This is a genomic window from Paenibacillus sp. FSL M7-1046 (assembly GCF_038007405.1).
In the GTDB taxonomy this organism is placed as follows: Bacteria; Bacillota; Bacilli; order Paenibacillales; family Paenibacillaceae; genus Paenibacillus_AQ.
Map to the genome: position 1 here is coordinate 6476537 of NZ_JBBOXB010000001.1, position 26013 is coordinate 6502549.

31 protein-coding genes are annotated in these 26013 nt (G+C 46.5%); 6 read left to right on the top strand and 25 right to left on the bottom strand.

Annotation, left to right across the window (positions count from 1 at the left end; translation table 11 throughout):
* Nucleotides 1–219: 219 nt before the first annotated feature.
* The 8 genes from NYE29_RS28850 to NYE29_RS28885 all read right to left on the bottom strand — a co-directional run bounded on the left by NYE29_RS28850 (nucleotide 220) and on the right by NYE29_RS28885 (nucleotide 3608).
* Nucleotides 220–582, bottom strand: a complete 363-nt coding sequence (locus tag NYE29_RS28850; RefSeq protein ID WP_340898564.1) for a hypothetical protein — start codon at nucleotides 580–582, stop codon at nucleotides 220–222.
* A 205-nt stretch (nucleotides 583–787) separates the two neighbouring features.
* A complete protein-coding gene (locus NYE29_RS28855; RefSeq protein WP_340898566.1) occupies nucleotides 788–1228 on the bottom strand; it encodes an ArpU family phage packaging/lysis transcriptional regulator in 441 nt (146 codons plus the stop codon).
* Nucleotides 1229–1307: 79 nt separating this feature from the next.
* Entirely contained in the window at nucleotides 1308–1640 is a 333-nt protein-coding gene (locus NYE29_RS28860; protein WP_340898568.1) for a LexA family protein, read from the bottom strand.
* On the bottom strand, nucleotides 1640–2005 hold the full coding sequence (locus NYE29_RS28865) for a hypothetical protein (protein ID WP_340898570.1): 366 nt from the start codon (nucleotides 2003–2005) through the stop codon (nucleotides 1640–1642). Before NYE29_RS28865 ends, NYE29_RS28860 begins: the two co-directional genes overlap by 1 nt.
* Before the next feature lie 37 nt (nucleotides 2006–2042).
* Nucleotides 2043–2270 (bottom strand): hypothetical protein, encoded by a 228-nt coding sequence (locus tag NYE29_RS28870; RefSeq protein WP_340898572.1) that lies wholly within the window; start codon nucleotides 2268–2270, stop codon nucleotides 2043–2045.
* A 479-nt stretch (nucleotides 2271–2749) separates the two neighbouring features.
* Nucleotides 2750–2914 carry a hypothetical protein gene (locus NYE29_RS28875; RefSeq protein WP_340898574.1) on the bottom strand — a complete coding sequence of 55 codons (165 nt, stop codon included), beginning with the start codon at nucleotides 2912–2914 and terminating at the stop codon, nucleotides 2750–2752.
* A gap of 335 nt (nucleotides 2915–3249) precedes the next feature.
* Nucleotides 3250–3381 carry a hypothetical protein gene (locus NYE29_RS28880; protein ID WP_340898576.1) on the bottom strand — a complete coding sequence of 44 codons (132 nt, stop codon included), beginning with the start codon at nucleotides 3379–3381 and terminating at the stop codon, nucleotides 3250–3252.
* On the bottom strand, nucleotides 3378–3608 hold the full coding sequence (locus NYE29_RS28885) for a helix-turn-helix transcriptional regulator (RefSeq protein WP_340898577.1): 231 nt from the start codon (nucleotides 3606–3608) through the stop codon (nucleotides 3378–3380). The genes NYE29_RS28880 and NYE29_RS28885 overlap by 4 nt, the downstream gene beginning before the upstream one ends.
* A gap of 163 nt (nucleotides 3609–3771) precedes the next feature.
* Between NYE29_RS28885 and NYE29_RS28890 the strand changes: the two genes are divergently transcribed.
* The 5 genes from NYE29_RS28890 to NYE29_RS28910 all read left to right on the top strand — a co-directional run bounded on the left by NYE29_RS28890 (nucleotide 3772) and on the right by NYE29_RS28910 (nucleotide 6943).
* A complete protein-coding gene (locus tag NYE29_RS28890; RefSeq protein WP_340898579.1) occupies nucleotides 3772–4128 on the top strand; it encodes a helix-turn-helix domain-containing protein in 357 nt (118 codons plus the stop codon).
* A gap of 46 nt (nucleotides 4129–4174) precedes the next feature.
* Nucleotides 4175–4807 (top strand): hypothetical protein, encoded by a 633-nt coding sequence (locus NYE29_RS28895; protein ID WP_340898580.1) that lies wholly within the window; start codon nucleotides 4175–4177, stop codon nucleotides 4805–4807.
* A 21-nt stretch (nucleotides 4808–4828) separates the two neighbouring features.
* Nucleotides 4829–5443 (top strand): ImmA/IrrE family metallo-endopeptidase, encoded by a 615-nt coding sequence (locus tag NYE29_RS28900; RefSeq protein ID WP_340898581.1) that lies wholly within the window; start codon nucleotides 4829–4831, stop codon nucleotides 5441–5443.
* Nucleotides 5444–5784: 341 nt separating this feature from the next.
* Nucleotides 5785–6105, top strand: coding sequence for a hypothetical protein (locus NYE29_RS28905; protein ID WP_340898582.1), 321 nt, complete (start codon nucleotides 5785–5787; stop codon nucleotides 6103–6105).
* A gap of 40 nt (nucleotides 6106–6145) precedes the next feature.
* On the top strand, nucleotides 6146–6943 hold the full coding sequence (locus tag NYE29_RS28910) for a tyrosine-type recombinase/integrase (RefSeq protein ID WP_340898583.1): 798 nt from the start codon (nucleotides 6146–6148) through the stop codon (nucleotides 6941–6943).
* Here the strand turns inward: NYE29_RS28910 and NYE29_RS28915 are convergent.
* From NYE29_RS28915 to NYE29_RS28940, 6 genes are all read right to left on the bottom strand, one after another.
* Nucleotides 6936–7250, bottom strand: a complete 315-nt coding sequence (locus NYE29_RS28915; RefSeq protein ID WP_076109255.1) for a hypothetical protein — start codon at nucleotides 7248–7250, stop codon at nucleotides 6936–6938. The two genes, NYE29_RS28910 and NYE29_RS28915, sit on opposite strands and share 8 nt — an antisense overlap.
* 114 nt (nucleotides 7251–7364) lie before the next feature.
* Nucleotides 7365–8819 (bottom strand): N-acetylglucosamine-specific PTS transporter subunit IIBC, encoded by a 1455-nt coding sequence (gene nagE / locus NYE29_RS28920; protein ID WP_340898584.1) that lies wholly within the window; start codon nucleotides 8817–8819, stop codon nucleotides 7365–7367.
* Nucleotides 8820–8862: 43 nt separating this feature from the next.
* Nucleotides 8863–9372, bottom strand: a complete 510-nt coding sequence (locus NYE29_RS28925) for a PTS sugar transporter subunit IIA (protein ID WP_076109253.1) — start codon at nucleotides 9370–9372, stop codon at nucleotides 8863–8865.
* Between the two features lie 22 nt (nucleotides 9373–9394).
* Complete coding sequence (locus NYE29_RS28930) at nucleotides 9395–10261, bottom strand: PRD domain-containing protein (protein WP_038591286.1); 867 nt, start codon at nucleotides 10259–10261, stop codon at nucleotides 9395–9397.
* 211 nt (nucleotides 10262–10472) lie between these two features.
* On the bottom strand, nucleotides 10473–13220 hold the full coding sequence (locus NYE29_RS28935) for a CHASE3 domain-containing protein (protein ID WP_340898585.1): 2748 nt from the start codon (nucleotides 13218–13220) through the stop codon (nucleotides 10473–10475).
* Nucleotides 13221–13344: 124 nt separating this feature from the next.
* A complete protein-coding gene (locus NYE29_RS28940) occupies nucleotides 13345–13728 on the bottom strand; it encodes a DivIVA domain-containing protein (RefSeq protein ID WP_076109250.1) in 384 nt (127 codons plus the stop codon).
* Nucleotides 13729–13837: 109 nt separating this feature from the next.
* On the opposite strand from NYE29_RS28940, the gene NYE29_RS28945 reads away from it, so the two are divergent.
* Complete coding sequence (locus NYE29_RS28945; protein WP_340899836.1) at nucleotides 13838–14275, top strand: conjugal transfer protein TraR; 438 nt, start codon at nucleotides 13838–13840, stop codon at nucleotides 14273–14275.
* A gap of 2 nt (nucleotides 14276–14277) precedes the next feature.
* Here NYE29_RS28945 and NYE29_RS28950 read toward each other — a convergent pair whose 3' ends face one another.
* The 11 genes from NYE29_RS28950 to NYE29_RS29000 all read right to left on the bottom strand — a co-directional run bounded on the left by NYE29_RS28950 (nucleotide 14278) and on the right by NYE29_RS29000 (nucleotide 25661).
* Nucleotides 14278–14637, bottom strand: a complete 360-nt coding sequence (locus NYE29_RS28950) for a helix-turn-helix transcriptional regulator (RefSeq protein WP_020432045.1) — start codon at nucleotides 14635–14637, stop codon at nucleotides 14278–14280.
* Between the two features lie 734 nt (nucleotides 14638–15371).
* Complete coding sequence (locus NYE29_RS28955) at nucleotides 15372–15947, bottom strand: general stress protein (RefSeq protein WP_340898587.1); 576 nt, start codon at nucleotides 15945–15947, stop codon at nucleotides 15372–15374.
* A gap of 175 nt (nucleotides 15948–16122) precedes the next feature.
* Entirely contained in the window at nucleotides 16123–18612 is a 2490-nt protein-coding gene (gene hrpB / locus NYE29_RS28960) for an ATP-dependent helicase HrpB (protein ID WP_340898588.1), read from the bottom strand.
* A gap of 189 nt (nucleotides 18613–18801) precedes the next feature.
* Nucleotides 18802–19194, bottom strand: a complete 393-nt coding sequence (locus tag NYE29_RS28965) for a DnaJ family domain-containing protein (protein WP_445322225.1) — start codon at nucleotides 19192–19194, stop codon at nucleotides 18802–18804.
* 71 nt (nucleotides 19195–19265) lie between these two features.
* Nucleotides 19266–19649, bottom strand: a complete 384-nt coding sequence (locus NYE29_RS28970; RefSeq protein ID WP_038591260.1) for a GIY-YIG nuclease family protein — start codon at nucleotides 19647–19649, stop codon at nucleotides 19266–19268.
* 49 nt (nucleotides 19650–19698) lie between these two features.
* Nucleotides 19699–20523: a DUF2087 domain-containing protein gene (locus NYE29_RS28975; RefSeq protein ID WP_340898591.1), complete on the bottom strand. Its 825-nt coding sequence runs from the start codon at nucleotides 20521–20523 to the stop codon at nucleotides 19699–19701.
* A gap of 138 nt (nucleotides 20524–20661) precedes the next feature.
* Nucleotides 20662–21006 carry a DUF1801 domain-containing protein gene (locus tag NYE29_RS28980; protein WP_340898592.1) on the bottom strand — a complete coding sequence of 115 codons (345 nt, stop codon included), beginning with the start codon at nucleotides 21004–21006 and terminating at the stop codon, nucleotides 20662–20664.
* Nucleotides 21007–21296: 290 nt separating this feature from the next.
* On the bottom strand, nucleotides 21297–22106 hold the full coding sequence (locus tag NYE29_RS28985; RefSeq protein ID WP_340898593.1) for an SDR family oxidoreductase: 810 nt from the start codon (nucleotides 22104–22106) through the stop codon (nucleotides 21297–21299).
* Nucleotides 22107–22313: 207 nt separating this feature from the next.
* The gene (locus NYE29_RS28990) at nucleotides 22314–23180 is read right to left on the bottom strand and encodes a transglutaminase family protein (RefSeq protein ID WP_340898595.1); all 867 of its coding nucleotides are present in this window, start codon (nucleotides 23178–23180) and stop codon (nucleotides 22314–22316) included.
* Nucleotides 23177–24130 carry an alpha-E domain-containing protein gene (locus NYE29_RS28995; RefSeq protein ID WP_076109245.1) on the bottom strand — a complete coding sequence of 318 codons (954 nt, stop codon included), beginning with the start codon at nucleotides 24128–24130 and terminating at the stop codon, nucleotides 23177–23179. The genes NYE29_RS28990 and NYE29_RS28995 overlap by 4 nt, the downstream gene beginning before the upstream one ends.
* A 67-nt stretch (nucleotides 24131–24197) precedes the next feature.
* A complete protein-coding gene (locus NYE29_RS29000) occupies nucleotides 24198–25661 on the bottom strand; it encodes a circularly permuted type 2 ATP-grasp protein (protein ID WP_340898597.1) in 1464 nt (487 codons plus the stop codon).
* Nucleotides 25662–26013 lie beyond the last annotated feature (352 nt).

Here is a 26013-nt window from a genome sequence, read left to right on the forward strand (position 1 = left end):
ATTCAACTTCAGTAATAAATTCTGTGAAGTTTGATTGGTCGGGTAACATAAAACTTAACTTTGAAGGTGTGGCACTAACAATTATTTTTGTTTCATCATTAAAAGCATCGGCATAGTAATTCGAATATTTATAAAAACTAATATTGAAATGCTTTTCTGTGGAGTTTAGGAGAGACTTATAATTATTTTTATTACTAACTAATAAATCTAGCGTTAGCACTAAGCATCCCCCCCCCAACTAAAGAAATCAAGGCATCTTTGTGAAATGGATTCTTTTTCCTTTACATAATCAATATTTCTAGATTCCATGCTAGCAAAAAGAAGAACTACAGCCTTGGTGATATTTTCCTTTGATTCTTCCCAGTTAGTGTGCGATAACCTGAGCTCATTAATACGCCATTCAGGCAACTGTTTGTCTATGCAAGATTGAATAATTAATTCACGTTTTTCTCTGGTGAAATAATCCTCAGCCCAGTTAAAAAACTCAGTATTTAGTTCTTCCTCCATTTGCATCACTTTATATTTCTGAACATCAACTCCTTCAAATCGTTCTTGAAATTGTAGATAAACACTTAAGCTCATTTTTCAATTTCCCCGCCCTCAATTCTTTCATGATAAAATTTGTTTCGTAATTGACCTATATCCATATTTTAACTCTTGGTCTTTAAACAATTCGACATTATAAACAATAATCCTTCTCACGTTTTTATTAATTAGAATAAATATATAATACAATCAAAAAAAAATGATACTTAATCATAAATTTCCCCTACTCATTGAATTACCTCTAGTCCAAGTGTACAAGCCAATAAATAAATTGCCTTGACTTCACCCGCCGATATTTCCGCTCACTCATTCCCAATTCCCCGCACAGAATGGAATCATACTCATCCTCATGCTTCATATAACGCAGCTGTATGATTTCCCTTCCGGCCTTTTTGAGTCTTCCCATTGCAAGATCCAGCAGCATTGACTGTCGCTCCAGTTCCGCCTCCCTGTCTGTGTTCCATACTGCTATATTTTCCGTAGTCCGGCTAATTGTATTTGTTGATCCATGATACCGCGGCTCTGGACTGGCCGTGAGGGCCGCCTGGCGCCGCACGAATCCAATCTGCCGGTACATACGAACCGTCTCCAGATACTCCTCCACCCTCCGACGGGTCTCTGTTTCGTCGATCGGGAAGATGTCAAAAGCCAATTGGATTGCTAATTTGTCGCTTTTCCTCATGATAATCCCCTCACTCGTGGTATAATTCGAATGAAGGTAAGACATTGAACCCCCGCCCCGACCAAGGATATGGGGGTCTTTACATATTATCGTTTTTCAAAGCCCGCAAGCTTTTTCCGCAGCTCCACATTCTCCTGTAGTAACCGCACGTTTTCTTCACGTATGGCTTCATATGGCTTAGTGCATTACTATCCTCCTGCCCTACAACCCGTAGTGTCCGGACCTCAAAATCTGTCTTCTCCAGATAACCTTTGTTCACTAATTGCTTAACCAGTGAATGCGCTGTGGAACGAGACTTCAGCTTCAGGAGATCCGCAACCTCCGTAACAGATGGAGCATAACCTTTCTGATCGATGAAACCTTTTATGAGCTGCAGCGTCTCGGCTTGACGATTCGTAAGAGGCTTCTTCATTACTTTATACTCTCCTCCCGCAACTGCCGGCGTTTAAAATCAAATCCCATTCTCTCCAGCTTCCCGCGTACTCCTAAAGCACTCTTTCCAAGAGCCTGAGCAATCGTTTCATAGCTATAGCCTTCTTTTGCCATTCGCAGCAGCGTCTGCACGTCCTCTGCGGTGTATTTGATATGATTCTCAAGGCGAACCGGACGTACCTTAACTCGGAGATCATGGAGCCGACGCTTCACTGCGGCCTCGGAACGATCAAATAGCTTGGCCACATCCGGATAAGTCATTCCTTTAGTTCCGAGCACCTGCACCAGTCGCTGATCCTCCTCAGGCGTCCAGTCTACAGCCTGATATGTCTTCTGGGACCGCATCTGGTCCGCTCTACGCTTTACTTTCGACCAAGCCGGCTCAGCGCCAAGTAGAAACCCGAGGATGACCAAAGTCTCTAATAACAGGGAAATCAGGGCGGTTGAACAGTTCGGCTGTTTTCGATTCACCGATGCCGAGTAAATCCATGAATTCTTCCCTACGTAGGGATGGTGGAAGGTCTTGAGTAGTTGCAGTTTGTACTGATGCTGCTACCGTTTCTCTGATCCAACGTTCTAGGTCATCGGTTTCTATGACAACTACTGACATTTAGATCACCGCCTATTTGAATTTAATGAGCACATACCGGGAATAGCCTTGGCCGTGCTCTCGGTAATCGAGTACCCAGCCTTCATTTATCAGTCGAGTTGCTTCCTCCGCTTTACGCGTTTCTTTAATTTCTCTGATATCTTGAGCTTCCAGTTAGATCACCTCCTTCACTGATTTAGTTTCCTCTTTCTGCTAAAATGGTTGTTGTCCAGACTGACCAAATTTTTCAGGAAAGGAGGTGAATGTAGTGCCACCTTTTGAAATCCAATCTCTGTGTAAAATCAAAGAATTGCGAACATCTCATTTTCAAATAGGCGATAGTAGCGACTCTATAATTAAAGAACTGAACGACATGCTATCTAAGGGATGGGTGCTTCTCAAAATTTACACTACTGTCTCTAGTCACCCAGTAGATGAAAACAATGTTCGTGTCACAGGAGAAACCTTGAGCTATGTCCTGGGCTTCCCTCACAGCGGATTCAGTTATGTTGCAGACCAACATCGTTCGGAATTTGACCTATGACATACCTGCTGGATGTTTGATGCAGAAGCATCCAGCCTCTTTCCTTGTAATAATCGACTTCACGGAGACTGGTTACTTCCTTGATCTCCTTTACTTTCGAGAGATATTGATGTTCATCCATCTCATCACCTCCTTGGTATATTTTTTCCAATCAGATCACCTACTTCACTGAATAAATCCCCTCTTTCTGCTAAAATAGTTGGTGTCCAGACCACTATTCTTATGAAAAGAGTTTATGAAACGTTAATTGAAAGAGACATTAGTGAAGTCAAGCGTGTTGATAGTATTGATGAAGCAAATACATTATTTCAGCAGGTTGGGTCCTTTTAGAAACAGGAACTAAAGTTCTTGAAAATGAAACCACGTTTTTCTTCCTTCTCAGCAAGACTGGCCTTATGGAGCTTGATGAGATGATCGCTGAGATCGAAAAAGAAAAACAGAAAAAGGTTATTCCCTTCAAATCTGAATCATAAGAAATTTGTAATTATCCTGGTGGCTTGCAACTTTGATAAGCAGCCACCCTTCTTTTAATAGCTTTAAGACTTCAAACACATCGGCTGTTTCTCTGAGCTCTTTTACAATCCTCACCTAACCCACCTCCTTATCTGAATTTCTTCTGTACACTGAACTTGTACTTTTAGTCCAGAAAAAAGTGTGTTTATGTCTTCTTCAAGAATTTCAGATACCTTGAACGCATCCGAAAGTGAAGGATTTGAATAACCGTTCTCCCAGTTACTTACGCTTGCTTTTGAATAACCCATCAATTCTGTAAGTCCCTCCTGAGTGAAACCCTTCTTCTTTCGAGCCTGTGTCAAGGATTCATTTTCATGTCCTCAACTCATTTGTACACCACCCTTGTACTTATGGGAAGATTATAAAGTACAAGTATAGTGTATTTTAACATATAAATACAAGTTTCATGTACTTAATTTATTTTCAAATAATATAAATGTACAATATACTTGTACTTTTATATTTATGGGAGGGCTAATATTGTTCCGAGGACATCGACTTACCAAATGGAGGAAGATAAGAAAACTAACTCAAGAGGAACTTGCCTCAAAAATAAAAATGACAAAATCCGCAATAAGCAACTATGAAAATGGACATAGTACCCCATCTGATGAGACTCTTGTTGCGTTAGCTGACACCCTTGATGTTGACACAGATTATTTATTAGGTAGAAGAGATACGCCGAAATTTGAAACAAACATGTCCTTCTTCGGTGGCCCTGACAAATACACTCCAGATGAGCTTGACGAAATGGAGGCAGCTCTCCTGCGTTACCGTGAAATGAAGGAGCGGGCTGCAGAACAAGCTAAAAAAACAGAATAATTAAGCAACTCCCTCAGCCGATGGGGATAATTTAAGGAAGAATTTTATGGAAGAACTCAACGAACCCGTTTTATTACAGAAACAACAACCACGCCAAGTTACTTATGGAACAAAGATTTTTCTCATTTCAACGCTTCTTCTAATAACTGTAGCTTCTGTCACCTTTTCGATTTTCTCTTTTATGAAAAGTCGTTCTATAGAAGAAAAATTTACTGAACTATCAAACAAGTTTGAATTAGCCAATAGTGAATTTAAGACCCAAAATCAAGCTTTTCAATCACAAGATATAGCAAATAAACAATTTATTAATGCGCTAGTTTTTAACGCTCTCCAACATGATATGGAAGATGGTGTCGTTACTGATAATTTTGTAATCAATAAAATAACTTTCCGGAAGACTCTTTCAGCTATGGGTACCAGCGGATCTGATATTGACTTATCAACCCAACCATTAATTGATGCGAAATATGAGGGGCAAGGGCATTTTGATTTAACGGATAGAGAATTAAAAGTAATGATTGAGGATTTATTGAAGGATACAGAAACTTATTTTGAATCAATTCGTGAAATTTATATAGATTACCTACCTGAATGGAAAAGCCTTTCCCATACCGTCAGCATACAAAATTACGAATTAGGTACATATTCAGATGGTGTATTCAAACTAAAGGGCGAATGAAAAATATTAAAAAAGCCAGCAATGGCTTTTCTTTTCACTCAAAAACAGAACATACGTACCCATATTGGAGGAAGACTCATAAATTTTTCCATCTACTTCAAAACTCCGTTTGAACAGTTGATTGAAGATGAGTATCGATCAAAAGGTGTATTAACAGCTGCTGATCTTGATATTCAGGTTATTGCTCTACTATTTCACGTAGAAATTGTTTACTACAATGGCGTTTCGTGCAGCGACAACGACATGCGTGTCATATTCTTAAATCGTTATGACGATTTATTCAAGCAGACAATGATATTTTTTCACGAGCTTTGCCATGTTCTTCGGCATGCTGGCGATCAGCGCCGAATGCCGCAATTATTTAAGCAACTTCAGGAGAATGAAGCGGAGATGTTCAGCCTTTACTCTACGATGCCCTTTTTCATGATAGAAAAAATAAACTTCTCTCAATTTGAGGCGGAATCAATCGGCATGATCGCAAAGGAATTCCAGTTCCCCTCGCAATTCGCTCAACTGCGCTTAAAACAGATTACGGAGCGTATTGCCGAAGCTGAATTTATGTCTGCATTCGTTTACACAGCAACGACAATGGATGAAAACATGTATATTAGCTCATCTACCTTGAATATCCAATGAGTCTATGGATATGAAGATCTCTCAAGACCCCATACATTGGTAATCGAAAATCTAAACGGTTTCGATTGGAGTGACGAACTACATGTAGAGATCGATGGTAACATCAAAAGTTGCGATCCAAAACCTCTCATTATACGAGATGGGGCATTTGTGACAACGGGTAATCTCTCTGTTACCCATAATCGGACCGGTTATATATCCATCAATATGTCCCGCGTCGCCTGGCGCCACGGTCAGACTGCTACAAGGTTGTTTCTGCCCATGGAAGCCATAGATGATGCTATCAATTATTAAATTAATCGAAGATCAGCAATTACAAATAATCTGGGGGAGTGACTATCATGGCGAGCTTTACAAAAATACCGGCTAACAATAAACAAGGATACAAGTGGCGCTGTGTCATGGAGGGTCCTCCCGATCCTGTAACTGGACAGCGGCAACAAGTGGCCAGAATAAGGGAGAAGAAGACAGATGCCATGAACGCAGCTCAAGTGGTAATAGATAAGCTTAATGATGGCCTGAACACCAAGAAGGCTAAGAAAATGACCTTCAGGGAAGCTGCTGAGGAATGGCTGCATACCTATTCCAAGAGTGGTGTGAAGGACGCCACTATCCGTATTCATAAATCCGAGATAAAGATTTTAAATAAATTACCAGTCTGAAACGCCTATCGATAGACCTACAAAGAGCAGCCATCAAAAGATGCTGAACAAGCTTGATGATGATGGTTACGAATTCAATACAATATCCGGGGTACATGTTACCGCCAATATGATTTATAAGTGGGCAATCGATGAAAAACTGCGGACAGATAATCCTTGTTCTGGGACAAAAATTCCAGTTCGGCAGCTGACCGTTGAACAAATGCAGGCTAACGCTCTAAGTGAAAAGTATTTAGTACGATCTGAAATTGAAGAGTTTTTAGCTGCAACTGAGAAATTTGGCAAAGGGGATGACTTGGAGGTTTTCTACCTTCTTGTATTTAGTGGGCTACGTCCCGGTGAATTATGCGCATTACAGTGGGCTGATATTTATTTTGAGACATACGATCTGGACGTAAACAAAACGATCTATTACCCGCGCGGAGTTAAAGGCGAGTTCATGTTGACCCCGCCAAAGAATGAGGGTTCAGTCCGAAGATTTGACATTGACAAATTCATAATTGATAAGCTATTAATAATGAAGGAACGTCAGGAGAAACGGCATGAGCGATACAAAGAAAATCACAGTGATTTTTATGAAGGGAACTTTGTGTTGACCGATGATGACGGTTTACCCTTCACCCTTAATAAACTCAATGATCGGATGCAGCGAATTATCAAGAGAACGAAAATCACCAAGAATGCTACTGCTCATATTTGGCGTCACACACATATCAGTATGCTAGCTGAAGCCGGTGTGGATGTTAAAACAATCATGAAGTGGGTGGGTCATACTAACTGCATGCCATTTTTTTATTTTGTATTATCAACTAAGGGTATCAATTCATCTATTATCTGATCTTGATATATCTCTCCTGAATTTGCTTAGCCACTGTAATCCGCTCCATCTTCAGCTCCCAAATCTTCTCTTTCCACCGGTAACTGTCCTCAGCATCCTCATGTTCTCTCAACTTGTTGAACAATTCCAGCAGCATCAGGTTTATATGATCAAACCGGTTCCAGAGTTCCCGGACATTCTCCACTCTTTCCCGCTCTTCGGAAGATTCCTTGAAGTTCTTTAAATTCTCAATGATGTCAGCCTGCCACTGTCCATCGTTAATTGCTTTGGCGTAGTTTAAAAGATCCAGATAATCATCGACTGACATGTGTACCGACTCCTTAATTCCGTTATACCAAGTATTATACTCGGTATTGTATATATTGCAAGAGGTCAATCATAAAAAAATGCGGACATCAGAGATGCCCGCACATGATATTTATTACATAAGCTTCTTTATATCATCCTTAATCTGTTCCGATTTTGGACCAAATACGATTTGCACCGCACCATGACCAAGTCTCATAACCCCGGAAGCGCCCAGTTGTTTAAGCGCAGCATCTTTTACCGCCTTATCGTCGTTTACGATCAACCGCAGCCGTGTAATGCAGGCATCAATATTCCGGATGTTGGACGGTCCGCCGATGTTTTCCAGAATTTTTGCGGCTTGGGAAGAAACACCTGCCGAAGCCCCGCCGATGGACTTTTCTTCGATTTCATCCTCGGTCTCATCTTCCCGCCCAGGCGTCTTTAGCTTAAATTTCACTATAATGAAGCGGAAGAGCACATAATAGAGGACGAAGAACGCAAGTCCTATCGGGATAAGCATCCATGCATTAGTAGTAAGCTTCAGGTACAGCAAGGAATCAATCAAACCTGCAGAGAATCCGAAGCCCATCTTAACATCAAGGACGTACATCAGGGCCAATGATAACCCTGTCAAAATGGCATGCACCAGATATAAGAGCGGAGCAACGAACATAAAGGAAAACTCAAGCGGTTCAGTAATACCTGTTAAAAAGGAAGCAATCGATGAACCAATAAAGATAGAGGCAACCAGTTTGCGTTTCTCCGGTTTTGCAGTATGGATAAAAGCAAAGGCTGCGCCAGGCAGAGCGAACATCATAATCGGGAAGAACCCGGTCATGAACATCCCTGCGGTTTTGTCTCCGGCGAAGAAACGTGTCAAGTCCCCGTGTACCAGTTCACCGGCTGCATTGGTAAAGTCACCAATTTGAAACCAAGCAATGGTGTTGAGTACGTGATGTAATCCGATAGGGATCAGCAAACGGTTGGCTGTACCGAAGATAAATGCGCCCACCGCGCCGAGACCCACAACCCAGTTCCCGAAATCACTGATTACATCCTGTATAGGGCTCCAGATCATACCTACGAATATGGCAAGCACCATCATGGAACCGGCAGTCACGATCGGAACAAAACGTTTGCCTGCGAAGAATCCCAGCCAATCCGGCATCTTGATATTGTGGTATTTTTTATAGAGGGAGGCCGCCCATGCACCGGCGAAGATACCCCCGAGTACCCCCATATTCAGAACAACGTCATCATTGATAAATGAGAACTGCAAGGGTACGATAGCCAGAACTTTGGTGAGTACCAGGTATGAAATCAACGCAGACAATGCCGCTACAGCATCTCCGGCGAATCCTATGGCCACACCGATAGCAAATATTAAAGCGAGATTGCCGAATATGGCGCCCGCGCCAGCATTCAGGAATGGAGCAACATACTGATTCAGGAATCCGCCTACATTAGCCCCCAGATGCCAATCTTTTTCGTAATTAATCAAAGCTAATCCTTGCAGAATCCCTGCTGCCGGCAATGTCGCGACCGGAAGCATCAGAGACTTACCTAACTTTTGTAAAAAAGCCAACATAATATCATCCCCTTGGTTTCATGATTGGTTCTGCTCAAGTATGCTAGTGCTTTGAAGTCACCCGTAGAACGATATTCGTACCCGCTGTGACTGCACCATAGAGACTCTCTACTTCCGGTAAATGTTCCTCCATACTCGTTACGATTACCGGCGAGATTGTTGCAAGTCCTGCCGCCTGTATAGCCTCAAGATCAAACTCAATCAAGGTCTGCCCTGCCTTTACGCTGTCTCCGGTAGCAACATGGCTGACAAATCCGTTGCCTTTCAGGCTGACCGTGTCGATTCCGATATGTAGCAGCAGCTGTAATCCGGACGGATGCTCAAGAATCAATGCGTGATTGGATTTCACGATATGGGCAATCTTGCCGTCAAACGGAGCCTTAAGCCTCCCCTCAGCAGGTTCAATTGCAATTCCGCTGCCCATGTGTCCGCCGGCAAAGGTATCATCAGGGACCTGGTTCAAAGGAACCGCTTGCCCGCTGATAGGAGCTGTAATTTCTATGATCTGTTCAGTATGCTGCTCTTCTTTTTTGGATTTCCATTTGGAAAACATCCGCGCCACTCCTCGCAAGCTGCTATTTGTTCTTCTCTAAAGTTTGGAATAGCCGGTGCAAGTGCATCGCGAGGAAACATAATTCTTCATCAGGAACTTCCACTTCCAGTGAACTTTGCATTACCTTCCCGAGTTTCTGCGCCAGCTTATATTCCGCTTTATACTCCTTCTTAATGTGCTTCACGAAGGGATTATCTATTAAGGATCCCTGCAGTATCCGTTCCAGCGAAAATCGCAGATGAATCATCAACCGGACATGGTTCATACTGCCATGCTCAAAGGTAATCTTCCGCTCTTCCCGGATCATCTCAATCAATTCATTCACGATATTGGAGGCTTTCACCAGCTGTCCAACCGGAACATTGCTCACAGCGGAGTATACATGATAGGTGAGGAATCCTACTTCGTCCTCAGGAATCTGTATTTTAAACTCGTCACTGATTTTTTCTGCCGCTTTGAAAGCGATCTCAAATTCCTTCGGGAACGTCATTTTGGTTTCCTGTAAAAAAGGATTAATTATATCCATCCCGCCCCTCAGACGGTAGATGGTAAACTGGATATGACTCGGGAGCGCCAAATAAATCTTGTCGTTTAACTTGCCGGGAAACTGACAGGTGATATCTCCGATAATCTCATCGGTGATTTTCATTATTTTAGGATCAATGTCCTCCAGCAGTATTTGATACTGGCTCCATTCTTCCCGGTCTTCCAGGCGAAACAACTTTTCGATCCGGTGATCGTTGCTTTCAATCACACCGGCATCTTTCACCGCAAAGCCGATGCCTTTGCCAATAATGACATATTCCTTGCCGTTCTTTTCTCCCTGGACCATTACAACGTTATTCCCAATTACACGCTGAACTTGAAATTGTTCGATTTCCCGTGACAAGTTCTCCCCTCCTTCCCCTAATCTTCAGGCTACAGGCAACAAAAAAAGCCAAGAACCGTCTCAAATGAATGAAGACAATCCTTGGCTCATGCCCTTTTACGGTAACACGCCAACTACATATAAATGATCATTTATGAGCCTATCATAAATCATAGTTCATATCGCCGTCAATGGTAATTTTCAAAAGTCAAGCAAACTCATAAGCCTAAGCTTATTCAACCGCAATCCATCGGCACATTCGGGTAATCACGTCTTTCATAACTACAGGTTTGCTTATGAAATCAGTTGCGCCCGCCGCCAGGCATTTCTCACGGTCCTCTTTCATGGTTTTGGCTGAAATCGCGATAATCGGCAGATCCGGAAGCAGGAGTTCTTCACGGATGATTGACAGAGTATCATAACCATCCAGATTCGGCATCATAATATCTAGCAGCACGATATCTACATTTGCCTGTTCCCTGACAATCTGTAGACACTCAAAGCCTGACTGTGCCGTCAGGATATTCATCTGATAAGGCTCCAGCCCTTGCTTAAGGGCATAAATATTACGAAGATCATCATCAACAATCAGCACAGTCCTGCCTTGAAGCATCTCATATTGTTTCTCAAACAAACTTGTGTCCACAGTTATAGTGGCCTTCTCAGGCTTTTGAGTGACTTCCCGCTCCCGTGCCGCCGCAACGGATGACCAGGAACCCGGTGGCTGAAGTCCATCCTCCATGTCAGCTTCAAGACAACGGCAAGGAAGAAATAGTGTAAAGGTGCTGCCTTGGCCCAGCTCGCTTTGCAGTGAAATATACCCACCCAGTAATCTGGCCAGCTGCAGGGAGATTGACAGACCCAATCCGGTTCCCCCAAATTTGCGTACAGTTGAACCGTCTGCCTGCATGAAAGCTTCAAAAATCAGCTCACGATGCTCTTCCGAAATCCCGATTCCCGTATCCTTGACGGAGAAAGCCAAAACTGGCTCAGTTGGGTTATACTGCGGGTCAGAATAAGCTTCGATCCGGGTAATGTCAACTTGCACGGAACCTTCCTCCGTAAACTTAAAGGCATTGGACAGCAGATTGCGCAGAATTTGATGCAGCCGCATTTCGTCGGTATAAAATAGATCCGGTACCTCTGCACCGACGTTCACAGAAAACTCCAATTTCTGTTGTTCGGCGGTTTTACCAAAATAACCCCTGAGCAATGTAGGCAGCTCCGTAAGGTTGACCGCATCCATTTCCACCATCATTTTGCCGGCCTCCACCTTGGACAGATCGAGAATATCGTTGATCATAACCAGCAAATCACTGCCGGAATTGTGAATGACCGAAGCATAGCCTTGTTCTTCCTCGTTTAAGTTGTTATTGCGGTTCTCGGCCAGCAGTTGGGATAAGATAAGCATACTGTTCAGCGGAGTACGCAGCTCATGCGACATATTCGCCAGAAATTCCGATTTATAGCGGGAGCTTAACTCAAGCTGCTCATTATATCTTTCCAGTTCCACTGCGGCATTCTCTGCAACGGCCTTTTGATTCTCCAGTTCCCGGTTGACCGTGAGCAATTCATTCGTTTGATTTTGCAATTCTTCGGTCTGCACCTGCAATTCCTCAGATTGCACCTGCAGTTCTTCCGATTGAACTTGCAGCTCTTCATTCATGACCTGGGAATCATGATACAGTTTCTGGATTTCCATACGGGTCATCACTGAATTCACGGAAACCGCCATCATGTCCAGAAGCTTAGACAAAAGCTCATGGTGATACGATGCCCATTGAGTCAAAGAGGCTACTTCCAATACAGCCACTGTTCTATTCTCAAATATAATCGGTGCAATGACTGCAAAGCGGGGAGCCGTTCTGCCCAGGGCAGAATTAATGCTGATATAATTCTCCGGCAAATCTTCAACTATAATTATACGTTTATCTACTGCACATTGTCCCACAAGACCCTCACCGGGTAAGATCGAATCTTCTGCAAACGGGAATTCTTTTTTCTCAACACCGGCATAGGAATACATACATTTATAGCGTTCCTTATGATTCATAACATAAATGGCACCGTATTGCATCTCAAGGGTTGTTGCCAGTTTATTCATAAAAGTCTTACATAACAAATAAATATCTGTAGCTTCCTGCAGAATTACGGACATGGCAGTCTGCTGCTCACTGCTCCACTGTTCCAGCTGCACTGTATCCAGCAGACTATTGGTAGCTTCACCAAGATCATAGATTTCATCCATGGTCTTTACCTTTATCCGCTCAGACATATTGCCGCCTCCAGCGATCCCATTAATTGCCCGGATCACATGCTGCAGCGGATTAACAATACTTGCAGAGATTAAATACGTAATCAAGAGCGTGAGCAGTGCAACCAGTGTCCATAGAATATACATGGTTATCAGAAGTCTGCTATTGCTTACCTTCAAATTAGAAATCCGTTCATTGGTTAGCTTCCGCTCGTTATCCCGGAAATAGTCGGACTGCGAGCGGATCGAATCAATAACCGATTTGCCGGTATCATTGCGGAAAAACTCAGCTATGGCTTCATCCTCACCATTCCGCTTTAGATCAACGACTTGCTGTCCTGCCAGATCAATCCATAATTGAATGTTCTCTTTAATAATGCCCAAATTCCGCATCTGGTCCGGATTGTCAGCAATCAGACCCTTTAGCTTTGCGAGATTAATCTGCCAATCTCTAAGGCCATTATTAAATGGATCCAGGTAGGAATTGTCACCGGTAAGCGCATATCCTCTTTGTCCGGTCTCCATATCCAAGACATTTTTTTCAATTTGATATGTAAGCTCGTGCACTTCTATATCATGATCACTCAGGAAAACTGTTTCCTTCTCAAGATCGGTAATTCTACTGGATACGATCAGCAGAAAAAGGCCTAACATTAATAAAATCAAGACATAGCCTACCGCAATTTTGCCACGGATCTTTAAGCTCCAAGCTTGCTTCTTGGGCAAAGGTTTCAACCTCCATCTTGCATCCCGATATATACTCCCATTTTATTGTAAGTATTGGTAATGTAGTGAACAAGTCGCTCGATTGCAAAATGTAAGAATATATTTCATATTCATCCTTTTATTATCACAAGTAGCTTTCACTTTGTGGCAGTCTATCTTTTAATTGACGGATATTGTTTTCAAGTTTGATAATAACATCCTCCAACTCTCTCGGATCAATTCCTCTAACGATCGGAGGAGCGACTGGAATCGCCTTGGTCTCAGCTTTCATTTCGCGCAGTTCAATCTGCTGTTCCTGCCACTTATCCATCAAATCGGCAATCGTCGCATAAAATCGTTCGTAATCCTTGATTACGCTGTCCAGAAAAGTGTCTACTTCCTCCGCGTCATAACCACGAAGCTTCATACCAAATTCCTTCTCATGAATCGTCAGTGCATCAAGTGTAATGCCGAGCTGGCTGAACAGCTTTCTTTGCTTGTCCAATCGGCGTTTCATATGTTCATCCATTTAAGTGACCTCCAAGTTATCTGTGTTCTCCGGCAGTAACCATTATAACAGGCTGAGTGCAACCTGAAAATATCACTAAAGTTGCAGTTCTGTCGGTGATTCGCTCAAAATCTCAACCGGTGAACTCTCCTCCGTCGACAACCACCCGGCTGATACAGGCACAGAGACCTTCGAAAGAAGCAGAGATTTGGGTATTAACAAAGCTCTTACAGAAGAATTAGAAGAGATAGAAGCAGCGCTGCAGCGAATGAAGGATGGAACCTACGGTGTCTGCATCGCCAGCAAACAAAACATCCCTTATGAACGTTTAGAGGCCATTCCTTACACAGCCTATGCCGTAGAATACTCTCCCGGCAGAGAGCTCTCAAGCGACCGTCCCGTAGAAGAACAGGTAATGTCACTTCCTCCTGCCGGGACAGGCGAGGGACGGCAGGAGCATAGCGGAAGATTTGATGATGCCGGGGCCTGGAATTCCGTTGAGGACTACGGCAGCGCCAGCTCTCCGGTCACACCTCCCGGGCAGGATGTAGAAAAAGAGAATTCCTGACTTTAGAAATTATCCGCTACCGCCTTGTTTAATATACCGAGGCAGCGGTCAAGGTCTGTCTTCACCTGCTTTTTATAGAGCCTGGCTTTTTCCTCCCCATCGGCCGTGAAATGATATAAGACGATTTCCTGAAAATCGACCTTAGGATCATTTCCCTTCAACTGCTTAGTGCGGTAAAGTATTCCTTGCTGCACCAGTTCATGGAGCGCACGGTAGATTTCACTTTGGGGAGGAGAATAGCCATGAGCTTTGAAATCTCTCCGCAAATCCTCCAGCATTTGATAACCGTATCCCTTGTGCTGTTCTACCATCGTAATCAGATATACTTTAATAAAAGCCCGCTGGGCAATCATAAATGCCATCGGCAACCCCTCCTTGTAGTGGAATGACTTTACCTGCATTTTTTCTAACCTCTTCAGTAAACTCTATTGAATACTCTATTGCATAACTCTAGTAAAACACTATTTACCAATTTTCACAACCTGAAGCTCCCGCTTGCTTAGGGGCCACTTTTTCCTTGTTTGCATGATATAAGTGAAGATAATATGGTGGTCATTCTCGCTGAATTTTGGCTGAGTGATTTTTATGGTTTTTCTATTGTGAATTTTTCATATGTTGAAATTAGGGTTATAGTGGTTGTTATGATGGATGGTACGCTGCCGCCTTGTTCAGAAACCCTTCGATGACGAAAAGGTGAAGACAGCTTGGGAATAGAGTTGCGACAAGTTTGAACAGATTGGGAAGTTGGTGGACTAGATAGAACTATATTGTTGTGTAACTTCTGGATTCCGCCATTTAGCCGTGTGCGACAAATTCAGATGCATATATGCCTCTCATACCATCCAGATGACTGTCCGCGCCGATTTCTAATGTGCTTCTGTGCAGCATACTGACACAGTTTCTGCCACTTTTATGCGATCAGAAGTAGCCGCGCCTGTACCTCATCAAATTTTCGAGTGATCCACAATTTTCACAATGCATAATCTTCTATACAATAAAAAAACTGTTCTTCCGGCTTGTTAGCGGAAGAACAGTTTTTGTTAGTTCAAATATGGGGTCAAGGAGACTGATAAAGCCCCTTGCAATCAAACTATTTTTACAATCTGTTGCGGTTATAAGTATCGGTTGTATCCCTGTTGATCAAGGTGCCATCCAAAGTAGTATCGCTGTAGAGGTTATTGTAACGACTGGAATTCAGTGATTGGCTGCCGCTGAACACATCGTGGATATCCCGGCCCCTGCCGTTGTCATCTACGAGAACAAGGATTTTGCCGCTGTCGACATATCCCTCATATTCCTTGGCTTCATCCTCAGGGATACCAAGACCAATCAATCCGCCTACCAGTCCACCGGCACCTGCACCGATAGCTGCTCCAGTGAGTGTTGCCACAATAGGTCCGGCCGCCAGAATGGGACCGATCCCCGGAATGGCCAATGCCCCGATTCCTGCGAGCAACCCGGTAATTCCGCCTACCACACCACCTGTAGCCGCACCTGTCGCTACCCCTTCGGGAGCCATCGTACCTGTATCGTCAGAAATGCTTTTTAATTCATCGCGGTCTCTTGTGATTACTGAGATTTCGTCATTGCTGACTCCTCGACTTTGAAGCCCTTCAATTGCTCTGGTCGCTTCTTGTTCCGTATCGAAAACTCCTACAATTTTGTTAGTCACTTGAAGCCCTCCTTCGTAATTGTGGTTCGCTACATTATTACCCTTTAGCGGCTGAACCAAACAGTTTACAGGAACAAGACTTCACAATTCCCTGAAAATTCATAGTTTTGTTATTCTGCGTACGATCGTCGTCCCTGTTTAACAAGATGTATCCGTACGGGACGATTCATCGTCCCTATTTAACCGGGCGGGTCCGGTTTGTAGGCGCCGCCTGCAGCGGATCATCCGGCCAATAATGTTTGGGATATCTGCCTTTGAGATCCTTCTTAACTTCGAAATAGGTACTGCGCCAAAAGCTCGCCAGATCGGAGGTGACCTGCATCGGCCGTCTCGCCGGTGACAGCAGATGCAGCAGTACAGGAACTTGCCCCATGCCGATTCTCGGTGTATCTACCTGCCCGAACATCTCCTGGAGTCTTACTGCCAGCACAGGCGCACCCGGATTGCTGTAATCCAGCGGTATCCGAGATCCGCTGGGCACCGCGATATGTGTCGGAGCTTCCTTGTCCAGCTTCTGTCGGCTGTTCCAGTCCAGCATTCCTTCAAACGCCCGGCTTAAGGGAAGACGCTGAAGATCACGCAGGTTGCGCATGCCCTGGATGAAGGGCCTCAGCCATTCATCCAGCGAGCCAAGCAATGCTTCATCCGCCACATCAGGCCAATCCGTCCGCAGTCCATGCATGAATGCCATCCGCTGCCGTAACTGCACTGTTCCTTTATCCCAAGGTAATAGCTCCAGACCTTCTGCGGATATCACCCCCAGCAGGACATCCTCCGTCTCTTCTGCCGTAGGCCGCTCATGCGAGGTTTCTTTCAATACCAGAGCTCCGAGCAGCGTGCGCCGGCGTGCCTTGACGCTTCCGCTCTCTTTGTCCCAGTAGACCTCCCGTTCCTCTGTAAAACTGCCCGCATGATGACGGAGCAGTTCTTCTTCAGGCAGATCTGCGGCCAGCATGATCCGCCCCTGCCCGGCGCGGTCGTCCACGCCGGCGGCAACAATATAGGGCGAACGCGACAGCGGCTGCCCTTCCCGCATCGCCGCCCCCCGGCCGCCGGCCAGCAGAAACGCGCCATCACCGCGTTTCTGCCCGACCCGGTCGGGATAGGCGAACGACAGCAGCAGCCCTGTGCCGCTGCTGTCTCGGGGCACTTCCGGCGCGGCCTGCAGCTGCGCCAGGAGATTCCGGCTCTCGCGCTGCACCGCGCGCAAGATCGCCGGGTCTGCTCCGCCCGTCTCGGCGGAGCGCTCGAACCTCAACAGCGCCTCCACGCGCAGCGTGAGGTCGCTGTCCGCAGCGGCGGGACCCTTGAAGAGGTCCCGCTCCTGCAGCAGTGCCGCCAGCCGGCAGGCGAGCGGCGCGGCGCCAAGCTCTGCCGCGCGCAGCAGCATATGCGCGGCACGCGGGTGCGCGCCAAGCGCGGCCATGCTGCGGCCGTGCGGCGTGATGGCGCCGCCGGCATCCAGCGCGCCGAGCTGGCGCAGCAGCGCAGCGCCCTGCGCGTAAGGCGCGGCGGGCGGCGCATCCAGCCAGGGCAGCGCGGCAGGATCGCGCACGCCCCATAGCGCCAGCTCCAGCGCGAGCTGCGCCAGGTCGGTTTCCATGATTTCCGGCACGTTGTCGTCCGGAAGACGTTGATGCTCCTCGCTGCTCCACAGCCGGTAGCAGACTCCCGGCGCAGTCCGCCCGGCACGGCCACGGCGTTGGTCAGCCGATGCCTTCGATACCGGCACTGTTGTCAGCCGCGGCATGCCGGTGCGCGGAGAGAATACCTGCGTACGGCGCTGCCCGGTGTCAATCACCGTGCGCACCCCTTCAATGGTCAAGCTTGTTTCGGCGATGGAAGTCGCCAATACAACCTTACGCTCACCCGGCACGGCTGGAGCCACTGCCGCATCCTGCATGGCCTGCGGGAGCTGGCCATACAGCGGCCGCAGCACCGTCCCTTGGGGAAGCGTCCCGCTCTGCAGCTCACGTTCGGTACGGCGGATCTCCCGTTCGCCGGGCAGGAACACCAGTACATCACCGGGCTGCTCATCCAGGGCCCGGCGGACTGCAATGGCCGCTGCTTGCTCCAGTTGCGCTGTACCTGATCCCGGAACATAAATCGTCTCCACCGGATAGGTGCGGCCGGGACAATCCACTACCGGCGCTCCGCCAAGCAGCGCCGACACCCGTTCTCCATCCAGTGTAGCCGACATTATGAGAATACGCAGATCTTCACGCAGCACAGACTGCACCTCCAGCGTCAGTGCCAGCCCGAGATCAGCATGAAGACTGCGCTCATGAAATTCATCAAAAATAATTAGTCCAACATCGCCAAGCGAAGGATCGCTTTGCAGCATTCTCGTCAGCACACCTTCGGTCACAACAACAATCCGTGTATTTTTGCCAACCTTGCTGTCCATACGCATCCGGTAGCCTACCGTCTGTCCCACACTCTCTCCAAGGCAGGCCGCCATATAGACAGCCGCTGAACGGGCTGCAAGTCTTCTGGGCTCCAGCATAAGAATACTCTTGCCAGACATCCACGGCTCGTCCAAAAAAGCCGGAGGGGTTCCGGTCGTCTTCCCCGCACCGGGTTCGGCAATAAGTACAGCTGCTTTATTCTTATTCAGTATCAATTTCAGGTCAGGAAGCACCTGCATAATAGGAAGCTGTTTCATCTTTTCTCTCCATAATCTGTGATTAACTTGGTATTATTGGCAGCGTGTACTGCATCTACCCTGCCTAATCATCATGGGCGAAACGATCCTAAATTTCAAGACGCTTCATAAAGTTGCATTCGAACACTCACAGCCGGATACACATATACCGAAAGACAAAAAAAGCCTGCCGCCCCTCCGGGCGCAGACTTATTCTTCTTCACTCAGCAGCTTCTGACGAATTTTATCGCCGTACTCCAGGATGGAGCTGCTGCTCTCCAGCCCACGCTGCCTCAGCAGTTCCTGCAGCCGAAGTCTCTTCATGGAGAGCTTGTTCTCCAGCGTTTTCTGTTCACCAGAACCAGTATCCCCGCTGTTGCGGCATGCTGCCAGCAGTTCCTCAAGAGTTACACATTCCTTACGAAGTGTGATCTCTTCCGGCAGCAGCCCGGCATTTTTCATAATCTTGAATGACATCCGCAGTTCCTCAGGAACCCCCGACAAGTCCTCCAGCTCCAGCGGCTTTCCAGACCCGGGAAGATCCTTGAATTCCCCGCTCCGCATCGCTTCCTGAATCCGCTGCTCCGCCAGCCATGACAGCATGCCCATATCGTACCACTCCTTGTGTTCAGAACCCGTTTTGCTTCTTATTTTAACACAGCCGCTATGTCATTTCATTTCTGCTTGGGTTTATGATAACCGCGGTCTCCGTAGGGAGACAGCTGATCCATCCATTTGCTCTCCAGCTCGGGAAGCTGCTTTCTGTATTTGGCCAGCTCGGACACGGATGCCACAAAATCCTCCTCCGGTTTGATTTGTTCCAGAATCTCAAAACGGAAGGCCTCTTCCCCGTACTCTACCCAGTCGGCCATCAGTGATTTATTGTCATGGCTATTAATATCGAGCATAAATTTATGCTTGTTCCATACGCCTTCCAGGTTAAGGCTGCTGCCTACAAAAGACTTATCGTTCTTCGTATTCACAATCCGGTATACACCCATCGGCCGATGAGAGTGGGCATAATCATAGGCCAGTTCTTTGCGTCTTGCTTTTTCCATTATTCCTGATCTCTCCTTCAATATTAAGCTCTGTCCCGGGGCACAGGCTCTATAATTTAACCCAGTAGCTGCTGCCGTCATCCTCGCGGTCCAGCAGGCCATAATCAATCAGATAACGCCGCAGTGTGACATGATCAGGGAAGGCTTCACCCAGAATGGCGTTAACCTCTTTCTCACTGTATTTGCGGCCGGCGGCAAACCTCTTAATCAGCTGGCGAAGAATGGCGGCTTTCCGCTTCTGCTTCTTGGGAAATTCGGATAACGGGCCATCCAGTCCCTCCTTAAAATAAGTCCCAAGGATCTCGGCATTCTCTTCTTCCGTAATAGCAAAACGTTCATCGACCATGGAAGTGGAGCGCGGGATACTTACAAATGGTGAAGAAACACCCGGTTTCTCCTCAGCCAGCTCCATGACGGCAAGAAACAATTTGGCTTGCTTGACCTTCTCACGCAGTGTGAACCGGTGATTCCGCACTGTGGAAGTACTGCCGATTCCTAGCTCCTTAGCAACCTCCCCGTCACTGAGGCTCTGATGAAATGCAAGCAGCAGCCCTTTCTGCAGATCCGTCAGCCCTATAAGTTTCTTATCCATTCCGAGCAGCCAATTAAACATGGTGCCATGAACATTGGCCACATGAAGCGCAGCATATTTCTCTGCCTCATAGTAATGGTTGTCATTCTTATAGATAATACCCTTCTCATATTCTTCACCGCATACCAGACAGGTATAGATTCCTGAACGGTCCCGCGTCTCAAAAATATAACCTTGCTTTAACTCCTCAATCGAGGCATTCCAGAATTTTTCCGAAATACTGACTGAACCCTTTCCTTCCGGCAACTCAATCACCCAATCCACTTTATTTAATATAGACATATTATCATTTTGTTTGTTATTTTACAACTATCTAATTAGATTGTTTAGTTTTTGTTCTTGTGAAAAAAAATAAAAAACACCACCTTTCGGCAGTGTTTCATTCCTTTTATTGTTCAGCATCCGATTCTATGAACTACTCTAGAGTGTAGCCGAGGCTTGTTTCAGCAATGCACCCAGCAGCTCATAATCAACCGGTTTGCCTTCAAGCAGCTTAGCTGTTCTTCTTTCCGGTTTTCCGGCTTCGAACAATCCGTCAGGAGCTTCCAGTTCTGCTGCATTGAAGATGGAAAAGGTCACCCAACCCTTAGCGGTGGTAATAACTGCAGCATATTTGCCGTTTTTAAGAAAATGCGGTTTGCCGTATTGAATACGCTCCTGTACCTCCGGAATGGAATCATGAACCAGCTGGCGGAGTTGATTACACAGCTCAATTTGCCATGGCTGTTGGACACTTTTAATGAAATCTGTCACCTCTTGATTCATAGGATCACCTTTTTCTGTGATAGATTATTTAATGCTTAACCTACTGCTCTCTTTTAGTGAAACCGTATATTTAGGGAAAAGCGCCCGCACCACAGGGTAGAGCCATTGTATAGCATAATAATACTTATGAGTCCGGGTCAGCCCAGGCCCGTTAGCTGAAATGTTACCATAACCTGTATGTTTGTAACAAGAAAAACACAGCAAACAGCCTCAACCCTGATCATTGATCTGATCACCGGTTAAGGCTGTTTGCTGGGAAGCAGATGATTTATCACCCGCTGCGTTATGGGTTAGGACAACAGCGATTCTGCGCCGTCGATCACAATCTGCGCACCCGTTATATGAATGGATTCATCCGAGGCTAGGAAAGCAACCAGATCCGCTACATTTTCCGGCTTGCCCGGTCCATCCGCGAGTGGCTGTGCCCCTTCCGGAAATTCAATCGGAATCACGATAGCTTCCATATCCTCATTAAATTCCGTGCTCTCATCAATATTGGTGGAGATCGCACCCGGACAGATTACATTGACCCGGATTTTAAACTTGGCCAGCTCCAGTGCCGCCATCTTGGCAAAGGCTACCTGACCGGCTTTAGTTGTGCTGTATGGGGACCAGCCGAAGCTGGCGAATCTGCTGTTGCCGTTAATCGAGCTGGTGATAATGATGCTGCCTTTCCCTTTTTCCTTCAGATGGGGAATGCTGTACTTCAGTGTCAGGAAGGTACCGGTCAGATTGACCGATATAGTACGTTCCCAATCACTAAGGCTGAGTTCCTCAATCGGTCCCACAGCACCGTTAATGCCAGCATTGGCGAACACAACATCAAGACCTCCGAAATGCTCGACGGTTCTGCGCACTGCTTCTTTCATCCGTTCCTCATCCGAGGTGTCTACATCAATGGCCAGTGCACAATCCTTACGGAGCTTGTTCAGCTTCTGCTCCAGGATTGAAGTACGCTCGTTCACCAGATCAAACAAAGCTACATTTGCACCTTCGCGCGCCATTTGAATCGCCGTCGCTCTGCCGATTCCCGAGCCCGCACCTGTGATTATGGCTGTTTTTCCAAGAAAACGCTGCTTTTTAGCTATATTTGGGCTCATATGTACACTCTCCTTCCGATTCGTCCATCCAAGTGGCTCTGTTTCAAGATTACCCAAATCGGCCTTGATTATAATCAGGTTATGCAAAATTTGTGCAAACCAGGCAGCAAGTTGCACTAAAGATGCATAAAACAAGAGGATATGACCCGGTTGTCTCATTCAGATACAAAACTAAGCCCCACAATGTGGGGCTTAAGTTTTGTACATTTAGTTTCCCAGCTGACGGACATCCACCTTCACGGTGAGCGTGCCCGATACTCCGCGGTAGACACCTTTGACCGGTACAATATCCTTGTAATCCCGGCCATGCCCAAGTTTGATATAACGCCAGCTTACTTCCACATTATTGGTGGGATCAAAACCAAGCCAGCCCGTACCGGGAATATGCGTCTCCACCCAGGCATGCGAAGCCTGCTCGAAATTGGCATTAGCTCCCTGCAAATCACCGACAAAATGATACCCGCTAACATATCTGGAAGGCAGACCCACACTGCGGCAGACCGCAATCATCAAGTGTGCGTAATCCTGGCAGACGCCGCGCTTCAGCTTTAACGCTTTTTTCACAGTCGTGTTCACACTGGTAGCCTCGGGATCATACGTAAATTGCTCGTAGATGGTCGAAGACAGCTTTTTGGTCCACTCGTACATATCTTCGGCTTCGTCAAAGGGATGCTGTGAAGCAAATTCAACCAGCTCAGGAGTCACTTCCGTATAACGTGTCGGCAAGATGAACTCAACATACCGGTTCTGGAACTTCTCATCATTGAGCAGTCTCACCTGCTCTTCCAGCGGAAGATGCGGCAGATCGTTACCCTGTGCTTTATCTAAGGTCACTACGGTCGCCTTGGTATGGATGACCATCTCCGTATGCGGCTTATTCACGGAATAAGCATGAACCCGGTTGCCGAAGAAATCCTCGTAAGTCAGCAAATTGGCTGGGGGAAACACCTCAACCTCATGATGGTAGCAGGACTGGCGGTAATTCGTGCGCGGCGTCAGCCGGATTTCATTGACACTGTCCGTAACCGGCTCGGGATAGCTGTAGGTGGTCGTATGATGGATCTGAATTTTCATACCCGCACTCCTTCGCGGCGAAAAAAGGCGCCTTCCATCGTTTTGCCCAGTCTCTGGCATGATAACATCAGCGAATGCAGCACATCCTCGACGAGATCGCCGGACATTTCTTCTTTCTCCATATAATCCAGCTCTGCTTTGATCTTTCCGGCCTGGCGAATGACCTTCTCATGCCCGGAGCCCTTCTCAGAAGTATCCAGCTCGAGCTTGGCTAAATGCTCCTCCAATTTATGGAATGAAAAGCGGATCGAACGCGGAAAAGAGGCATTCACAATGAGGAACTCCAGAATACTCTCCGGTGACATAGCATCTGCATAATACCTTCGGAAGGATTGATATCCGCTCACGGATTTCAGCACCGCCTGAAGCTGGGTATAAATCGCGTTAATATCCTTAGACTTGCACTGTACAGTGACCGCCTGCAGAATCCGTGTCGTGTTCTCTGCCCGTTCCAGAAAGCGGCCGCTCTCAATAAAATGCCATTCATTTCCCCTCAGCATGACAGACTGCTCTGCCCCAAGGAACATCGCCGCCCGTTCTTTAACCTGCTGATAGAAATGATGCGGCCCCCGCATAATATCCGCTACCGACTGCTCTGCGAGCCACAGATTAAAACCGTTGGCAATATCCCACAGCTCGCTTGGCAAATGCTGACGCAGAGTGCGCAGATTGTTGCGCGCTTGATGAACACAGGAGAATAACGAATTGGAATTTCCCAGATCCAGCGTAATGAAGGACAATACATCCTGTTCCGAAAAGCTGTCAAATTGCCGCAGGTATTCATTTCTGACCCCGAGCGCATCAATCAGCCTCGACCATTTATGTCCTTCCTCCTGGAAGTCCTCTTCCTGTTGAATATGATAATGCACATCGATAAGCCGCGCATGATTCTCTGCCCGTTCAATATACCGGCCGATCCAAAACAAAGCCTCCGCATTACGATTCAGCATCCTCGCCACTCCCTCATCTAACATAGTGATTCGGCATTTTATGATCCAGAAGCAATATGCATTTCCCTCAGGCCATTACCCAGGTATCCTTGACCCCACCGCCTTGTGAAGAATTCACGACCAGCGACCCTTCCTTCATGGCAACCCGGGTTAACCCTCCGGGAATCACATGCGGCTTGCGGTCCGCACCCATGAGCACGAATGCACGGAGATCAATATGACGCGGAGCCATTGTCCCTCCTGACAATACCGGCGCTCTCGACAGCGACATAATCGGCTGGGCGATGTAACGGGCAGGGTCAGCGAGGATCTTGAGCCGGAAATCAACCAGTTCCTCCTTGCTAGCTTCACTTCCAATCAGCATGCCATAGCCGCCGGAGAGTGAGGTCTCTTTCACGACCATCTCCGCAAGATTATCGAGCACATACTGGCGTTCCTGCGGACGTGATAACAGGTAGGTGGGGACATTGCCCAGAATTGGCTCTTCATTGAGGTAATACCGGATCATATCTGGAACATAGACATACATGGCTTTGTCATCGGCTACTCCGGTTCCCGGTGCATTGGCAATGGCAATGTTGCCTGCCCTGTAAGCATTCATCAGTCCGGCGACACCAAGCAGGGAGCTGGGCTGGAACGCCAGCGGATCGATATAGTCATCATCCAAACGGCGGTATAACACATCTACACGGCGCAGCCCATTCATTTCTTTCAGATAAATTTTGTGGTCCTGGGCCACCAGATCACGGCCTTCTACAAGATGAATGCCCATCTGTTGTGCCAGGAAAGCATGTTCATAATAAGCGGAGTTATATTCTCCCGGGGTCAAAAGCGCAATAACCGGATCTTTGGTCCTCGACGGAGATAAACTCCGCAGTACAGACAGAAAACGGTTTAAGCTATGATCCACATCCCGGATGGAGCTGGCAAAAGACAATTCGGGGAAAAGCTGATTCATGAGTGATCTGCCTTTAAACAGGTAGGAAAAGCCGGAAGGAGTACGCAGGTTGTCTTCGAGCACATAATACTCTCCGTCATGATGGCGGATCAGGTCAATGCCGGAGGTAGTGACATAAGCACCGCCGGGGACTCGCAGTCCCGCCATCTCCGGCCGGAAATAACAGTTGGAGATAATCATGCGGCGCGGGACAATCCCGTCTTTTACAATGTATTGCTCGTGGTAAATATCATGGATGAACAGGTTCAAAGCCGTGATCCGCTGGACAATGCCAGCCTCAAGCCTCTCCCATTCCCCCTTGGGGATAATCCGCGGAACCATATCGAAAGGAATCGTTCGTTCCATCGGATGATCCTGTGCCGGGTTGTACAGCGTAAAGGTTATACCTTCTTCCATCATCCGGCGCTGCAGCAGCTTCTGCTTACCTTGCAGCTCTTCAGGGCTCATCCCGGAAAACATGCGGTTCACATGTCTGTAATGAGGACGGATGCTCCGTTCATCGGCATACATTTCATCATAGAAATGCTGCAGCGGATACGGAGACAGACCGGGCAAAGGATCAAGTTTGGACATGAGCCCGACTCCTTTCGGATCAATATAATGTGTGAAGTTTGTTGACAAACAGGCTTGCATTTCAAAAATTAAGTATGAAAATATTAAATACTACTTTCATAATACGTAAATAATATTGTTCATGTCAATATATATAACAACAAAATGGAGTTTATACTCCATACATAATCAGTGGAATCGCTTCCTTTCTCATGAGTTTAGTTTTTCGGGAGCACAAATGTGATTTATACATTGAATTGTATGCAGGTGAGTTGACAAGCAGTACTATTATGAATTTTTCATATAATGTTTTTTTAATATAAACATCCAAATGTAAAAGCACCCGTTCCTTCTATTTAAAGAGGGACAGCTT

Excerpts from the sequence above, each read along its gene's own strand:
- NYE29_RS28895 (WP_340898580.1), top strand. The coding sequence starts at position 4,175 with ATGGAAGAACTCAACGAACCCGTTTTATTACAGAAACAACAACCACGC.
- NYE29_RS28890 (WP_340898579.1), top strand. The coding sequence starts at position 3,772 with ATGGGAGGGCTAATATTGTTCCGAGGACATCGACTTACCAAATGGAGG.
- NYE29_RS28970 (WP_038591260.1), bottom strand. The coding sequence starts at position 19,649 with ATGGAAAAAGCAAGACGCAAAGAACTGGCCTATGATTATGCCCACTCT.
- NYE29_RS28850 (WP_340898564.1), bottom strand. The coding sequence starts at position 582 with ATGAGCTTAAGTGTTTATCTACAATTTCAAGAACGATTTGAAGGAGTT.
- NYE29_RS28950 (WP_020432045.1), bottom strand. The coding sequence starts at position 14,637 with ATGGCATTTATGATTGCCCAGCGGGCTTTTATTAAAGTATATCTGATT.
- NYE29_RS28915 (WP_076109255.1), bottom strand. The coding sequence starts at position 7,250 with ATGTCAGTCGATGATTATCTGGATCTTTTAAACTACGCCAAAGCAATT.
- NYE29_RS28910 (WP_340898583.1), top strand. The coding sequence starts at position 6,146 with ATGCTGAACAAGCTTGATGATGATGGTTACGAATTCAATACAATATCC.
- NYE29_RS28995 (WP_076109245.1), bottom strand. The coding sequence starts at position 24,130 with ATGCTGAATCGTAATGCGGAGGCTTTGTTTTGGATCGGCCGGTATATT.
- NYE29_RS28980 (WP_340898592.1), bottom strand. The coding sequence starts at position 21,006 with ATGAATCAAGAGGTGACAGATTTCATTAAAAGTGTCCAACAGCCATGG.
- NYE29_RS28975 (WP_340898591.1), bottom strand. The coding sequence starts at position 20,523 with ATGTCTATATTAAATAAAGTGGATTGGGTGATTGAGTTGCCGGAAGGA.
- NYE29_RS28940 (WP_076109250.1), bottom strand. The coding sequence starts at position 13,728 with ATGGATGAACATATGAAACGCCGATTGGACAAGCAAAGAAAGCTGTTC.
- NYE29_RS28990 (WP_340898595.1), bottom strand. The coding sequence starts at position 23,180 with ATGAAAATTCAGATCCATCATACGACCACCTACAGCTATCCCGAGCCG.
- NYE29_RS29000 (WP_340898597.1), bottom strand. The coding sequence starts at position 25,661 with ATGTCCAAACTTGATCCTTTGCCCGGTCTGTCTCCGTATCCGCTGCAG.
- NYE29_RS28905 (WP_340898582.1), top strand. The coding sequence starts at position 5,785 with ATGGCGAGCTTTACAAAAATACCGGCTAACAATAAACAAGGATACAAG.
- NYE29_RS28965 (WP_445322225.1), bottom strand. The coding sequence starts at position 19,194 with ATGCTGTCATGGCTGGCGGAGCAGCGGATTCAGGAAGCGATGCGGAGC.
- NYE29_RS28865 (WP_340898570.1), bottom strand. The coding sequence starts at position 2,005 with ATGCGGTCCCAGAAGACATATCAGGCTGTAGACTGGACGCCTGAGGAG.
- NYE29_RS28985 (WP_340898593.1), bottom strand. The coding sequence starts at position 22,106 with ATGAGCCCAAATATAGCTAAAAAGCAGCGTTTTCTTGGAAAAACAGCC.
- nagE (WP_340898584.1), bottom strand. The coding sequence starts at position 8,819 with ATGTTGGCTTTTTTACAAAAGTTAGGTAAGTCTCTGATGCTTCCGGTC.
- hrpB (WP_340898588.1), bottom strand. The coding sequence starts at position 18,612 with ATGAAACAGCTTCCTATTATGCAGGTGCTTCCTGACCTGAAATTGATA.
- NYE29_RS28900 (WP_340898581.1), top strand. The coding sequence starts at position 4,829 with ATGGCTTTTCTTTTCACTCAAAAACAGAACATACGTACCCATATTGGA.
- NYE29_RS28870 (WP_340898572.1), bottom strand. The coding sequence starts at position 2,270 with ATGTCAGTAGTTGTCATAGAAACCGATGACCTAGAACGTTGGATCAGA.
- NYE29_RS28875 (WP_340898574.1), bottom strand. The coding sequence starts at position 2,914 with ATGGATGAACATCAATATCTCTCGAAAGTAAAGGAGATCAAGGAAGTA.
- NYE29_RS28925 (WP_076109253.1), bottom strand. The coding sequence starts at position 9,372 with ATGTTTTCCAAATGGAAATCCAAAAAAGAAGAGCAGCATACTGAACAG.
- NYE29_RS28855 (WP_340898566.1), bottom strand. The coding sequence starts at position 1,228 with ATGAGGAAAAGCGACAAATTAGCAATCCAATTGGCTTTTGACATCTTC.
- NYE29_RS28860 (WP_340898568.1), bottom strand. The coding sequence starts at position 1,640 with ATGAAGAAGCCTCTTACGAATCGTCAAGCCGAGACGCTGCAGCTCATA.